At 62.3% G+C, this 12,858-nt stretch carries 13 protein-coding genes; 6 read left to right on the top strand and 7 right to left on the bottom strand.

Features of this window, described 5'->3' with window-relative positions:
- Window positions 1–4: 4 nt before the first annotated feature.
- From QRN54_RS29675 to QRN54_RS29655, 5 genes are read right to left on the bottom strand one after another with little or no spacing between them, the layout of a single operon-like run.
- Window positions 5–634: a DUF6668 family protein gene (locus QRN54_RS29675; RefSeq protein WP_019749788.1), complete on the bottom strand. Its 630-nt coding sequence runs from the start codon at window positions 632–634 to the stop codon at window positions 5–7.
- Entirely contained in the window at window positions 634–1,542 is a 909-nt protein-coding gene (locus QRN54_RS29670; RefSeq protein ID WP_019749789.1) for a hypothetical protein, read from the bottom strand. Before QRN54_RS29670 ends, QRN54_RS29675 begins: the two co-directional genes overlap by 1 nt.
- Window positions 1,539–2,444, bottom strand: coding sequence for a DUF8176 domain-containing protein (locus QRN54_RS29665; protein ID WP_019749790.1), 906 nt, complete (start codon window positions 2,442–2,444; stop codon window positions 1,539–1,541). The genes QRN54_RS29670 and QRN54_RS29665 overlap by 4 nt, the downstream gene beginning before the upstream one ends.
- A 60-nt stretch (window positions 2,445–2,504) precedes the next feature.
- On the bottom strand, window positions 2,505–4,142 hold the full coding sequence (locus QRN54_RS29660) for a cutinase family protein (protein WP_019749791.1): 1,638 nt from the start codon (window positions 4,140–4,142) through the stop codon (window positions 2,505–2,507).
- A gap of 60 nt (window positions 4,143–4,202) precedes the next feature.
- Window positions 4,203–5,381, bottom strand: a complete 1,179-nt coding sequence (locus QRN54_RS29655; protein ID WP_019749792.1) for a hypothetical protein — start codon at window positions 5,379–5,381, stop codon at window positions 4,203–4,205.
- 1,051 nt (window positions 5,382–6,432) lie between these two features.
- On the opposite strand from QRN54_RS29655, the gene QRN54_RS29650 reads away from it, so the two are divergent.
- The 3 genes from QRN54_RS29650 to QRN54_RS29640 all read left to right on the top strand — a co-directional run bounded on the left by QRN54_RS29650 (window position 6,433) and on the right by QRN54_RS29640 (window position 8,865).
- The gene (locus QRN54_RS29650) at window positions 6,433–6,927 is read left to right on the top strand and encodes a helix-turn-helix domain-containing protein (RefSeq protein WP_029538791.1); all 495 of its coding nucleotides are present in this window, start codon (window positions 6,433–6,435) and stop codon (window positions 6,925–6,927) included.
- A gap of 149 nt (window positions 6,928–7,076) precedes the next feature.
- Window positions 7,077–7,322: a hypothetical protein gene (locus tag QRN54_RS29645; RefSeq protein WP_032489354.1), complete on the top strand. Its 246-nt coding sequence runs from the start codon at window positions 7,077–7,079 to the stop codon at window positions 7,320–7,322.
- 247 nt (window positions 7,323–7,569) lie between these two features.
- The gene (locus tag QRN54_RS29640) at window positions 7,570–8,865 is read left to right on the top strand and encodes a hypothetical protein (RefSeq protein ID WP_019749795.1); all 1,296 of its coding nucleotides are present in this window, start codon (window positions 7,570–7,572) and stop codon (window positions 8,863–8,865) included.
- A gap of 10 nt (window positions 8,866–8,875) precedes the next feature.
- On the opposite strand, the gene QRN54_RS29635 is transcribed toward QRN54_RS29640, so the two are convergent.
- A complete protein-coding gene (locus QRN54_RS29635; RefSeq protein ID WP_032489356.1) occupies window positions 8,876–9,865 on the bottom strand; it encodes a GAF domain-containing protein in 990 nt (329 codons plus the stop codon).
- A gap of 109 nt (window positions 9,866–9,974) precedes the next feature.
- Window positions 9,975–11,300, bottom strand: a complete 1,326-nt coding sequence (locus QRN54_RS29630) for a cytochrome P450 (protein ID WP_234552574.1) — start codon at window positions 11,298–11,300, stop codon at window positions 9,975–9,977.
- Between QRN54_RS29630 and QRN54_RS29625 the strand changes: the two genes are divergently transcribed.
- The 3 genes from QRN54_RS29625 (at window position 11,245) to QRN54_RS29615 (ending at window position 12,747) form a co-directional block, all read left to right on the top strand.
- Window positions 11,245–11,445: a hypothetical protein gene (locus QRN54_RS29625; RefSeq protein ID WP_234552575.1), complete on the top strand. Its 201-nt coding sequence runs from the start codon at window positions 11,245–11,247 to the stop codon at window positions 11,443–11,445. The two genes, QRN54_RS29630 and QRN54_RS29625, sit on opposite strands and share 56 nt — an antisense overlap.
- A 466-nt stretch (window positions 11,446–11,911) precedes the next feature.
- On the top strand, window positions 11,912–12,502 hold the full coding sequence (locus QRN54_RS29620; protein WP_003941234.1) for an AAA family ATPase: 591 nt from the start codon (window positions 11,912–11,914) through the stop codon (window positions 12,500–12,502).
- Window positions 12,499–12,747: a plasmid partition protein ParG gene (locus tag QRN54_RS29615; RefSeq protein ID WP_019749798.1), complete on the top strand. Its 249-nt coding sequence runs from the start codon at window positions 12,499–12,501 to the stop codon at window positions 12,745–12,747. Before QRN54_RS29620 ends, QRN54_RS29615 begins: the two co-directional genes overlap by 4 nt.
- The last annotated feature ends 111 nt before the right edge of the window (window positions 12,748–12,858 follow it).

Genomic DNA, 12,858 nt, shown 5'->3' with positions numbered 1-12,858 from the left:
CCTTTCACTTTTGTTGGGTTTTGATGCGGGCGATGATGGATTCGCGTAAGGCCTTGCCGAGTTCGGCGATGTCCGCCGGAACGTCGTCGGGGCCGCGTTTGCGTTCCGGTTCCGGATCGAACGGTGACCACACCTGCAACGAGGTCGGATCACGTACCAGCGGATACTGTTCGATCCACCCGACCCGCCACTGCGCTGCCGTGAGCGAGGTGACGAGGTCGAGAGTCTGTTGAATCGGCTTGGGCACCTTGCGCCCTGGCCGATCGGCGACGGTGATCAAACCGACGACCTGGCTGGGTCCGCCCTTGCCCGCCGCGTGCTGACGCAGCAGCTCGTGAGCGCGCACGAGACCGGACACCGTCTCGCGGGCGACGACGGCAACGAACGGACTCTGCCCGCCGTGACCGCCGGGCCACCGGCGACCACATTCAGCAGCGGGCGCGAGAACCTGCGCCAGAGTCGACGTTCCGGCCCCGCCGTGAGCGCCGAGCAGCCACACCATCGGCTTCGGAGCACCAGGCGGCAGCGGGATCGGTTCATCCCAGATCGGCGCCACCGCATCAGGAAGACGAACCGACGCATCTGTGAGGTCGACCCGGTGTCCCGGTTCGGCGGACAAGCGTTGTGCACCCATCAGCGATCACTCCGGCTGTCCGCCGCGCGCACACTCACACTGCGGATCTGCTCGTACGCGGCAGCGGTGTCGGGTGCGAGGTCGGTCGCCGAGATCGTCAACCCCGACGCAAGGTGCTGGTCGTACGGGATCTCCTCGACCGCGAAGACCTTGCCGGTCAGATGGTCGCGGAGCTGCGAGACATCGGCAGCAGAAGGGCCTGCGGTCTGGTGCGAGATGACCACGATCGTGCGATCGAGCGCCTTCTCTCCGGCGGTGAGCCGGATCGTCTCGAGGACGGCCCGCATCCGGTTGAATGCATCGGCGCGGCACGGTACCGCGACAACGATCGTCGACCACGGTTCTCCCCGGAGCGACTGCGCACTCTCGCGGCCGAACGCGCGGTGTCCCAGGTCGTAGACCGTGGTGTCGACCTGAGCGCGGACGTACCGATCGACCTGACGGAAGTCGGGTTCGATGGTTTCGAGCCAGTGGCGGCCGAGGACGTGGGCGCCGGCCGAGGTTGCCGAGGTGGACGCGCTGAACGACTCGTCAGCGTGCAGCGTCTCCGAGGACCCGAACATCGTCTCGATCGAGGTTTCCGAGACGGTCGAATCCGCTCCGCGCTCGACCAGGTCGCCGCCGCCGACCGTGGCATCTACGACGGCACTCGTCGCACCGATCGTCGACCACGCGTTCGCGAGACCGATCGCCGTGGTGGTGCTCCCCGCTCCCCCGCACGCACCGACGACCAACGTCATCGGCGGGACGGGATCGAGAACCTGGGCAGCGGCCGTGGATGTTTTGGCCGCAGAACTCTTCGGTTCGGGAGCGACGAGCGGAAACACCTGAGCTACCGGCGCTTCCACGACCTCCGGTTCCTCACCGAGCCAGCCGAGCCAATCCTGAGAGTTGTCGTTGTCGGTCACGATGCTTTTCCAATCGAGGTGATGAGCGTGCGGCCACCGACATCGGTGACCTTGACGATCTGACGGCCACTGACGCGGGAGCCGTCCAGATAGCGCTGCTCGAGGGTGACGGCGAAGGTGTTCGGTTCGGTTGCGCGGATCTCGACGCAGTGCTCGGTACCAGCGGGAACCGTGTCGATACCGGCTTGCAGTTCTTCGGCGGTTGCCGACTTCACCTGCGCATCGGAGACAAGCAGTGCGCGGGCCTTGGCCCCGTTGCGTTCGACGTAGTAGGCGTGATCGAACGCGAGAATGGCATCGGGACCCGACCCGGTTCCGCCGGGGCCGGACCCGCGAACGACTCCGGCCTCCGTCGACGGCGAGCACCACGACTGCTGAGCCACCGAGGTCGGAGTCTGCGAGGTGGTTGCCGTGCTGGTTGTTGCGGGAGCGATCTCCGCGACGTTCATCGGTGCGTCGTCGTCACCGCCGCCGAGCGCAGAAGCGGCGATCGCACCCCCGCCGATCACGAGGACCGCGACCGCTGCGAGCGCGCCGATGACCGCAGCGCGGCCACGCAGGCGCTGCGACGGTGAAGCCGAAGTAGCAGCCAGGGGTAGCGGATCGGCCGCTGCCTGGTCCTGCGTGTACTGCATCGCTTCCCGCAGCCACGCCGCGCCGCTGTCGTCGACAGAGACGTCGTTGGAGTCAGCAGCAGCAGCAACAGACGGCGCGGGAACGGAATCGGGTTTCGGAGCGGCCGGAGAGGTGTCGTCGTCGGACGCGAGGTCCACGACCGGAAGCGGCTCTACCGGCGCAGAGGTCTGCGCTCTCCCGTCCGCCGCAGGCGTGAACGGTGGGAACCACTGGTCGAGAACGGGATTGGAAGACTTGGGATCGTCATTGTTGTTATTTGTCACCATCGAGTCCTTTCTCCGGAGGTCCTGGTGCGGGGCACGAACACCCCGCACCAGAACGCCCGATCAGTTCGCCGCAGCAGTCGGTGTAGCGACCGCCGTGGTCGAGGTGATCGAGGTGGAGGTGCTGTTCGGACGGGGACTCGTCGTCGTTGTCGCCGAAGAAGACGAGGACGGGCGAGTCGCGACCGCCGTGGACGTGGCCTTCGTAGTGGAAGAAGGCGATCCACCTGCACGATCTGCCAGGTCCTTCGCCAACGCGACGAACCAATCGGTGACGAACGCCGTCGCCGATGTCCCGGTCGCCGTGGCCGGCACCGAGCCGTAACCGCCGTGGGCGGCCACCGTGGACGAATACTTCGTCAGCGTCGCAAGGTTGAGCAGATCCTTGTTGTCACTGACGTTGTCCTTGACCGCCGCGAACGCCTGCGTCGTCAACCGAGACGTAGTGGCCGGCGGAATCAGCTTCGTTGCCGCTCCGACCAACTTCGTGCCCAGAAGAGCAACCGCGCCAGCGGGATTGGCCAGCCCGACCGTCGCCAACTCCACGATGTTCGCCGGGGTCAGAACTTCCTTCGCGACAGTCTTGACCGCGTTGAACCCGATCGTGCCGACCTTCATGATCGCCTTGATCGCATCATCGGTGGACGGCAACGGAGTCCGAGGATCGGAGGCCACCGCAAGACGCTCGGACAGCGACTTCTTCGGCGCGATCGACAGATTCGCCAACGTCGTACCCGAGATGTCCTCGTTGACCACGGTCACCGCAGTCTTGATCGACGTCATCGCCAGAGCGTCACCGACCGAGGTCAACGACCGAATCGGATCACCCGAGGACAGCTCCGACTGACCGGCAATGTTGGTCACCACCCGCAGGATCGGAGAATCCGACGGCGCATCGCACGCGAGGTCACCGGACTGGCAGAAGCTCGCCACCCGCCCAGTCAGCGAGCCGTAGTTCTCCGCCACGTCCGCGACCGGCCCGATACCGCCACCAGCAGGAGGGACCTGATCGAGAGCGGAAACCTTGGACACTTCCGCGCCGTCCGTTCCCGGAGCAGGCTTCGGGGACGTCTGACCGGGCGAGCCCGGAAACAGCGGTGCACCGGCAGCGCGGGTCGGGTCACCGAACGTCGCGACACCGACAACCTTGTCCGCAGCGATCACGCCCGAGCCCTTGCCGACCTCTTCGGCGAACAGTGAAACCACATGTGCGCCTTGGCTGTAACCGGCGAGGGTGAACTTCGTGTCCGGGCACGCAGCCGCGACCTCCGAAGCCATATCCCGCAAATTCTGCAAGCCGCCCTCGACGGACTGCGAATACGGCACGTTGCCGCCGAGAACAGCGCCGCCGAACCCGGCCTCGTACGGCACGTACGCGCGGCCGGCCAATTCCTTGTCACCGTCGACCGCCTTCGCGATCATCGGCATGAACACCTGCGACAACATGCCGGTGTCCGTCGTCGGCGCTGCATCCGGAGCAGACTGCCCTGTCCCCTGCACTCCAAGGCCGAACAGCGCGGGGCACTCCCCCTTCACCAGATCGGTACCGGACGCGGGAGCTGCATTCGCAAGCGGAGCAAACGAAAGGACCACGGCGGTAGCACTGACCAGCGACAGGCCCACTACCGCCGACCTGGCACCGAGACCAGCAGTAGAGCTGATCCCGGTGCCCGTCGAACGAGAACGAGAACGAGTGAACATCACATCAGATCCCTTGATCGAAGTTCAGAGCAGACAACGCGCCCACCCCGGATGGACGGCTCACGCCGGGATACCGGCACCGATGGCGTCGGCGATCATCCCCAGCGGAAGACCGGGCACAGCGGTGTTGGCCTGAAAATCCGTCACAGCCTGGTCGAATGCCGCGACAGCACCCTCACCGCCGGGCAGCGAGGTCACAGCATCGCGGATCTGCTGATCGACAACTGGTGCAGCAGCAGCGGTGTTGCGGACCGCGTCAGAGGCCGCAGTACCAACCGGCGGGCTAGCGGACCACTGATCGAGCGTGGTTTCGGTCTGCTCAGTGATGGCGGGCTGATCAATGTCCGGGATCTCGAAATCGATCGGCTGCCCCAAATCGCCTGCACCATAAGCAGATGCGGCAAGAGCGCCACCTGCGCCGCCGACGACCGCGCCACCGATAGCGGCAGGTACGCCGAGCACAGCTGCACCGATGCCCGCACCCGTCGCCGTTCCCACAACCCCAGCCGGAACCGCACCGATGGGAGTCACGATCGGAGCGAACAACGTCAAGGCGCTAGTCCCGCCGATGGTTCCCCCGATCAACGCGCCAGCGGTTGCAGCCGGAACAGCCGCCGCCGTAGCGCCAGCGAACGCACCAGCGGCAGCGCCGCCGACCTGAGCTGCTGCGAGACGTTCCGCCTCATCGGCCTCGAGGCCGGTCGAGCGCCAGAAGTCCGTCACCTGAGCTTCGATGACAGCGGTCTGACCGTTGGTCTTGTCCGCGGTGTCCTTGGCGATCCAATTCGGGCGATCAGCGAGGTAGCGGCCGAAACGGATCTTGTCTTCCGGAGCCTGAATCGGTGCCGTGAAGGTCTCGAGCTGCGTCGGGAGGTGAATCGACGTGTAGTCGACAGGAGCGACATAGTTGTCGTTGCTGTTGGTCGGCGGGGTGTACTGGTTGGTGTCGTAGTCCCAGTTCGGGAGCGGCTGCGCAGGCTTCTGGTACTCGACGGGAGCCGGAACCCACGTCTGCACAGGAGCGGGTTCGGGCGCCGAAGGAGCAGGTGTGGTCACTCCCGGCTGGCTCGGCACCGGAACCTCACTGGTGACGCCCGGCTGATCGCCCGGAGCAGCCACAGCAAAACCAGCCCCTCCGAACGTTGCCACCACCACAGCGGCAAACGAAACCGTAGCGACCGCAGTCGTAGACGGGGCGCGATGACGACCGCCCGAACGTGGCTTCTGGAAATGCTTCATGAGTGCCCTTTCAAACTTGTTGTGGTTTAACAATTAACCGGAATGGTGGATGTGTACGGCCGCACAAAAATTGAGAGCTACGCGGCCAGCGATCCCGACGCGAGCGCATCGGGAAGTCGAGTTGCTACGGGCGGAAATGCCCTTGTTGAAAGGCGCCTGATGTACCAGGAGTGGCGTGTGTCCGACCGCACGCTGCTGGAAGAACCCAGGAAACTGGCACGTTGACGTAGATATGTCAGGTCTTGTGACGTGAACAGTTAATGACATTGGCGGACAATGGAATACATCGTTTGGGGGTGGGGCACCCACCTCGCTCTCCGGGCAGGGAGAGCGAGGTGGGTGCTTCGCGGGCCGCATCATCAATTCGCGCAGGGAGCGCTGGGTGATAGGCCGAGTTCAAGGTGGCACAGCGGCTTTCAGGTACGACGAACCGCCCGACCTCCGGGTAAATGGAATCGGGTAATTCTGTCGCCTGGGCTATCCAGGTCGAACGGGTGTTTTGAGCAGAGCTGTTCCCCATGACTGCCTCCGGCTTGTTGCGATTTCAACCAGATCGCTTATGCTCGGAAGCCTGCGGTCTGGGTGCCTTAGTGCCTCTTGCACTGCAGGCTGGAAAGAACCCCAGGACCGGAACGCGACGCCAATCACAAGTCCGCTTCTGGGGTTTTCTGCACGACAAGGACCGGCCCGATTCGCACCTGGCCGGTATTTGTCGTCGAGTCGAATGTCACGAGCTGGCCGAATGCCGCTCTGTGCATGAAAAATAGTCACGATCCCTGCCCCTGCCCGGGAGAAAGTGGGCACCCCTGAATAGGGCTGCGCCACTTGCGTGGTGCTGCATCTGGAACCGACCTCGACAAGATCCAGGAAACCCCCGGGTGGGAGCGCTCTCGAAGCGTATTGCAAACCGGCTGGTTTGTGCAACTTATACACGCGCCTTCACCTCGATCCTCACTACGCTCACCGACGTTCCGGGCTAGCATTGTTGTCAACAATAACACGCAACTATGACGCGTGCTAGTGGCGGGTACCACTCCAGGGAGGCGCAAGAATGAGCAGGCAAGCAGGCGATCTGACCCCAGGAGTTGATGAAGTGCCACGGAGTGGAGTGCGCGGCTTTCGGGCCGACAGGCTCCGTGAGTTGCGTGTCAAAGCGGGGCTGACGCCAGACGATTTGTCTGTACGACTAGGGTCCAGCCGTCAATCCGTTTCCCATTGGGAGACGGGGCGTTCCACGCCAGCTCCCCCGGTGCTCAAGCAGATTGCACAGGAACTTGACGTGTCGATCAGTGTGTTGGTCCCGATTCCGGACAACAGATTGCGTATGGGCGACCTTCGGGTGCGTGCCGGCCTAACTCAAATCCAAGCTGCCGAACGTCTCGGAATCTCGCCCACCTCCCTTGCCGAGATCGAAAAGGGCATGAAACCGGTGAATGACCAGCGTGTCTCCGCGATTGCGGAGCTTTACAACGTCGAGACGGCGCAGGTTGTCGAAGTTTGGGAACGTGGCCGTGAGACACGCGAGACACGCGCAAGATCCAAGTAATAAATCACGCAACAAAATCACGTGCCCGCAGCATTAATTCGGTGATCTAACATTCAGTGCGGCGTGTCACGCGAAGGAAACCGCCAACTTGGCGCAAGATGGCGGTGAACCTGGCGCACGTTCAGGCGCAGGATCGAAAGGAGAGGCATATGCCTAACCCAAGTAAAGGCAATCGCACTCGCGTGTCGACACGCCTTCCTGTGGACGTGGCCCAGGCGCTCGAAGAGCTTCGGGCTAAGACGGGTGTCAGTTCGGAGAGCCAACTCGTAGCCGATGTCTTGGCACTGATAACTGGTCACTCTGAACTCGTGGTCGAGCTTGACCAGGGAATCCTGTTCGATCTTGGACTCGATCAGAAACTGCACCGTGAGGAGGTTCTGCCGCTGACTGCGTAGCGAAACCCCTTCTCCGGCAGGAGAATACGTGACAATTTCACACGCTTTGCAGTAGCACGAACCCCCTAGAAATCGAAAATCCCCCGGCGGGCAGGCCGAGGGTTTCGAAGTGGGTGAGAGGTTGAGCTGGTAACTCGCGCTCTCGGTGGTACTGCGCTTCCCCGAAGGGACAGTCTTGGAGGACTGGTCTCAGGGTACATCGCGCCCTGTTGCAGATTCAATAACTGATTTTTCGCGTGTCTTGGTGATGGAACACGCGCCCACATCCGTACAACGCCCGTACTGCGGGAGCAGCCCCACGCGTCGCCGGTACGGCACAGCCCGCGCACCCCGCACAGTCCGCGGGCACGTCCGCGGGCATCAGTGCCAATCGCTCACGCCGATGTTCATCAAGGCACTTGGCGGGCCGAAAGAAGCGTGCCGGCGGTACTGCCAGATGCGGCTCGACCTCGGCGACGGTGCATACAACGGCATCCCCATCTGGCAGGGCGCTCAGCACTGGGTGGAAATCGCTGTCCGCGAGGCATATACGGCCGAATACAAGAACATTCGCCCCGCCCTGGTTGAGACGACAGGCGGCGGAATAAGCCTCAAGACTCTCCTAGCTGTCGCCACAGTCATGGCGTCAGTCGCTGAGTTCGACACTGGCCGTGAATCACGTTTGTCTCTCGATAAGACCATCGAACGTACGGGCAAGGGTGAGAGAACCGTGCAGCGTGCCCGTCAGGCCCTGAAACTGCTTCGAGTGGCCACCGAGGTCTTCCGTGGACGGCTTCGTAGGAAGAAGGGCGAACGACAGGGTTCGTACCGGGTGGGCGACAAGGGCCGGGGATGGGCGTCAGTCTGGGCACTCCACCTGCGTAAGCCTGTGGATAAAACCCGTGTCTACCTGGACGGATCCATAAAGATGGCACCCCATCCCCGTAGGGGTCATCTTTTGTCTCTTCCCTCTCGTAGAGAGGTTATTAATACAAAACGATCTGTGAATAAACGAGCCGCTCCGCGGCGCAAGGAATCCAAGGCCGAGGTCGAGAAGGTTGAAGCCATCCGAAAAGGCCTGTTGCTTGCATCCAAGTGGCTCAGCAATCCGCGAACGCCGGTCTGGGCGCGTCGGCACACCCCCCGAGGGTGGGCATCGGCACTGACCGAACCAGCCGCGCACGGTTGGACCGCAGCGGATCTGAACGACACGATCGACGACTGGGCGAACGCCCAGAACATGGTTCCGACCCCGAAGCACCCCATCGCATTCATTCGTTGGCTCATGAAGCAGCAGGATCTGGCCTTCGCACCGCATGTTCTCGCTCAGATTGCCGCTGACCAGGAGAAAGCTGAACGTGAACGCCAGTCCGCCGCGTTAGAGATGGAGCGAGAACGCTACGCATCGGCCGCGCCCGAGGACTCCCCTGGCCGCCAAGCAGCGCGTTTGGTTGCTCGTCGAGCAGCCGACACGGCTCGCTGCCGCAAGGTGGATACCTCAGCTCGTGAGAACGCCGCGCAACCTGTGTGGATCACGCATTTACGCGACCTCGGACCGCAGTGAGCAGCCGCGATCAGCTTTCGGTGAGCGGAGAAATCTGTACGATCGCCAAACGCTCGGTCAAAGGTCCTGGGTACGGGCTGATCCGCAGGGTCGAAGGACGCCAATCATCATTTTCAGTCCGAAGACGGGCCACGACGTGGACCGGATCGGTCGAACCTAGATTGAACTTGTCCTGGGCCGAAGACAACAGATGTCGATCGTCAGCGTGGATGACCTGGTTCGCGCCAGGAATGTCGCGCCACTTCACCCACGGCGCTGGTTCAGGCAACCACAACGCCAACACAGCGGTCTGTGTGCAGAACACGGCCGTGTAGATGCCCGAATCCTTCACACTCTCCTGCAACCCCAGCTCAGCGAGTGTCGGCCGGCGCGGCGGCGTCGTATCGGTCACGTCGTGCCAGAGCAACCGCAACCCGCGCTCGCCTTCCTCCACACACCCCCGCGCCCACATATGCCAACGCATCACGCGGCCGTCCGCGTGCAGGACACTCATATCGGCGTCGAAGGTCTGATCGTCCACCGGATTGAGGCCGGCCGCGAGCATGGCCTCCGAATCGTCGAATTTGATCGCCTTCGCGTAATACTCCGCAGGCGTGCGCTCCGGAACGTGATCCTCGGGCTTAACTCCCGACATCAGCGCAGCTTCGAGGGTTTGCGCGATGACGAAACGATCGAGCAGCCAGGAGAACCCGGACACGATTCGCGGCGGTGTCGGTGGGGCTTCGGGATCGCCGATCCACAGCTGAACAGCGTGAACCTGGCCTGTCGGACCGACAACAGGAAGGCATTCGATGCGGTAGCTCCGCTTGTCGCGGGCGCTGTCGAGGGCCGGCAGGACGATCTTGGTTCCACTGCTCCGAACCTGCTCGATGATCGGGTCGATTCGCACGTCCGCGCTCGGCGAGAGCCGTTTGGTAGTTGCCCAGTTCTTGACGTTGCCACCGACGCTGACGACGGTCGGACTCTTCCCCAGCGTTTCGATCAAATGCCACTCGTTCACAGACACCTCGCTTACCGCTGCCACCCGCCCCCGCGGGAGCTGCCCCACCCGGGAAGACCCGGACAATTACGGCAACTCGGCAGACTACCGGCCAGTAGCGTACTCGGCGTTACAGACGTTGCAAGGAGAGCTCGAGCCCGACTGGCTTGAGCGTCAGCGCTTCTCGGACGTCCAACTTATATTCCGGATCCGATTGAAAGCTGTAGCGCTGCAATATGGTTGCCAACGACAGGACCGCTTCGTGCAAAGCGAACTGCCGACCGATGCAGGACCTTGGTCCTGTTCCGAACGGACGGTAGGCGTGAGCTGGGCGTTTCTTCACATTCTCCGGCTTGAAGCGGTCCGGATCGAAGGAATCCGGATTCTCACCCCAGACCGGGTCGCGGTGCAGCTGTGGGAGGAGGACGAATACCCATGATCCCTTCGGCATCGCGTAGCGACCACCCAGGGTCGTGTCGGTACGGACTTTGCGGAAGTATCCCGGAGCGCTCGGCCACAGGCGCAGCGTCTCGTCGACGACTCGGCGTAGGTACCGCATTCGGGCTACGTCTTCAAAGGCCGGTGTTTCACCACCAGTGATGTCCGCGACCTCCGCACGAGCAGCGTCAGCGATCTCAGGATGCCGAGACAAGAAGTACAGCGCGAAGGCGATAGCGCCGGCGGTTGTCTCGTTGCCAGCGACGAGAAACGTCAGGACCTGGTTCCGAATGTTCACCGGGTCCAGCTTCTCGCCCGTCTCGTCGTCGATGTTGTTGAGCATCAGGTCGAGCAGATCGTCCTGATGCTCCCCCGGCTTTGCCTGACGCTCAGTGATTACGTCGTCGACGACCGTCCGAACAAACGCGATGTCCTTCTCGTATTGCAGGTCAGCGCCGTTTCCGCGCAACTTCCGAAGGAATGGAATGTCATTAGAGGTGCGGTTTACGTGCTCGAGAACCCTCGACATCGCACCGACGAACGGGTGCTCATCGCCATCGAACGACGCGAAGTCATAGCCGAAGCCAGCCAGGCCGATCACGTCCAAAGCGAGCTTGTTCGCATCAGCGGTGGCATCGATTTTTCCGCCGGCGGCCGCCGCCGCATCCCACGCTGCCGTGAGTCCGTCCAAAGCTCGCAGCATCGACGGGTGGTACTTACGCAACGCTGCCTGGCTGAACCCGGCGTTGAGGATGTTGTGCGCCTTCTGCCAGTTGGGTTCGGAGTTGAAAGCGGTGAAAAGGCCGTCCTCCGCGACTGCCCGCAGCTTTCGGATCGGCAGACCCACCGATTTCGCCCACAATGCCTCGTTGTTGACCTCGGCGACCAGCTCCACCCCGGAGACCACGGTCAGTCGGTGATTGATGATCTTGCGCTCGAAGATCGGCCCCAGCCTCGAAGCCATGACCATTTCCTTCTGGACAGGCTTCACCGAGTCGACGCTGAGCAAGTCCCCCAACACAGGCAGCCGCCAGGACGGCGACGGAATCGACTCGAACTCAAGGACTGGTTTGACCGCGACCTCGCTGGTGGGTGTCTCACTGCTCGGATACGGGCACTTGTCGGAAGACATGGTGGACAGTCTTGCATCAGTTCCGGACTAGATGCCGACTCGACGCAAAATGGGCGATGGAACGCAAAGCCGCCATCCAGGATGGAGCAGCGCGCCAAGAACCATGCAAACCAGCGCTACTTGCGCAGACAAGCGGAAGTCGAACGTGTCGTTGTTCCCCCTCATCTTCACTTCCCCACTGCTCTACGGAACCTTCTGAGCTGGCATTTTGCATGATTTCCGAGCCCCGGAACCAGCTATACAGTTTTACGGCAAACCGGGAAACTGGAAAACCGTATAGACGGCTACCCGGCAAAACGATATGCTGTCTATACGGATAGACGGGAAACCGGATGCCTGGGAAACTGGCTAAGTGTGTATACGGCTAACTGGCAAGCCGGGAAGCTGTTTTACAGGTAACTGTTTTTACAGCTTTCCGGCAAACCGGGAACTGTAAAACCGGCAAACTGGGAACTGTAAAACCGGCAAACTGTAAACAAGCGAAAGGGCCCTTCTCGATGATCATCAGTCTCGTCAACACCAAAGGCGGAACGGCCAAGACGACGAGCGCGATCTACCTTGCACTCGCGTTTCATAATCGGGGGAGGAAGGTTGTCGTCCTCGACTTGGATAAACAGGGTTCAGCAACTGACTGGGCTGACCGCGCCACAGAGGCCGGAGATCCACTCCCGTTCCCAGTGCATGTCGTGAACATGAAACGGCTGGTGAAGTACGCCACCGATGGCGATGACCAGGTAGTAATCATCGACACCCCGCCCGGTGACGGGCAAGTTATCGACGCTGCAATCGGGGCGTCCAACTTCGTCATAATGCCCACGGCGGCTACAGGACTCGACACCGCCAGGGTCTGGGAGACGCTGCCCTCGGTGCAGGGCCGCCTTCCCTACGGAATCCTCATTACCTCCGCACGTCTCGGAACGAACCTGCTTGAAGATGCCAAGGCAGCGTTCGACAGCAACGACGCAGCCCGATTCGACACCGTCATCCCCATGCGCGAGCGCATCCGGTCAACATTCGGTACTACCCCCAAGCACGACGAAGGGTATTCCGACGTCGTCGACGAGATCACAGAGGCGCTGACAGCATGAGCATCCCCAAGGCAAAGACGACACCGACGCTCGGGCCCCGCAAGTCCGCGCCACCGATCGCGACGCCCTCAGTGACGTCCAGCTTCGTCGAACCGGACGCAGACCGCACGAAACTCACCGTCCAGATCGACGCTGAACTGCACCGACGCTTCAAAGCTGCTGTTGCAGGAAGCGGCAAGAAGATGCGCGACGTGGTCGAGGAAATGATCGAGCAGTGGACCGACGCGAACAGTGGTCGCTCATAACTCGGTGACGCTGTTACGCAAAACCAAAGGGAGCCTCGCCGGTTGCACCCGACGAGGCTCCAGACCGGGAACCTTTGGAAGACATCTCACGGGGTGTAGGAGTCAAGCCGC

Origin of the sequence: Rhodococcus sp. MEB032, from assembly GCF_030208925.1 — a bacterium.
Lineage (GTDB): Bacteria > Actinomycetota > Actinomycetes > Mycobacteriales > Mycobacteriaceae > Rhodococcus_F > Rhodococcus_F qingshengii.
This window is presented reverse-complemented; position numbering and strand designations above follow the sequence as displayed.

What these genes read in the sequence shown, in the direction of transcription:
- QRN54_RS29675 (WP_019749788.1), bottom strand. Translation starts at nt 634, where the DNA reads ATGGGTGCACAACGCTTGTCCGCCGAACCGGGACACCGGGTCGACCTC.
- QRN54_RS29665 (WP_019749790.1), bottom strand. Translation starts at nt 2,444, where the DNA reads ATGGTGACAAATAACAACAATGACGATCCCAAGTCTTCCAATCCCGTT.
- QRN54_RS29660 (WP_019749791.1), bottom strand. Translation starts at nt 4,142, where the DNA reads ATGTTCACTCGTTCTCGTTCTCGTTCGACGGGCACCGGGATCAGCTCT.
- QRN54_RS29655 (WP_019749792.1), bottom strand. Translation starts at nt 5,381, where the DNA reads ATGAAGCATTTCCAGAAGCCACGTTCGGGCGGTCGTCATCGCGCCCCG.
- QRN54_RS29650 (WP_029538791.1), top strand. Translation starts at nt 6,433, where the DNA reads ATGAGCAGGCAAGCAGGCGATCTGACCCCAGGAGTTGATGAAGTGCCA.
- QRN54_RS29645 (WP_032489354.1), top strand. Translation starts at nt 7,077, where the DNA reads ATGCCTAACCCAAGTAAAGGCAATCGCACTCGCGTGTCGACACGCCTT.
- QRN54_RS29640 (WP_019749795.1), top strand. Translation starts at nt 7,570, where the DNA reads ATGGAACACGCGCCCACATCCGTACAACGCCCGTACTGCGGGAGCAGC.
- QRN54_RS29625 (WP_234552575.1), top strand. Translation starts at nt 11,245, where the DNA reads ATGACCATTTCCTTCTGGACAGGCTTCACCGAGTCGACGCTGAGCAAG.
- QRN54_RS29620 (WP_003941234.1), top strand. Translation starts at nt 11,912, where the DNA reads ATGATCATCAGTCTCGTCAACACCAAAGGCGGAACGGCCAAGACGACG.
- QRN54_RS29615 (WP_019749798.1), top strand. Translation starts at nt 12,499, where the DNA reads ATGAGCATCCCCAAGGCAAAGACGACACCGACGCTCGGGCCCCGCAAG.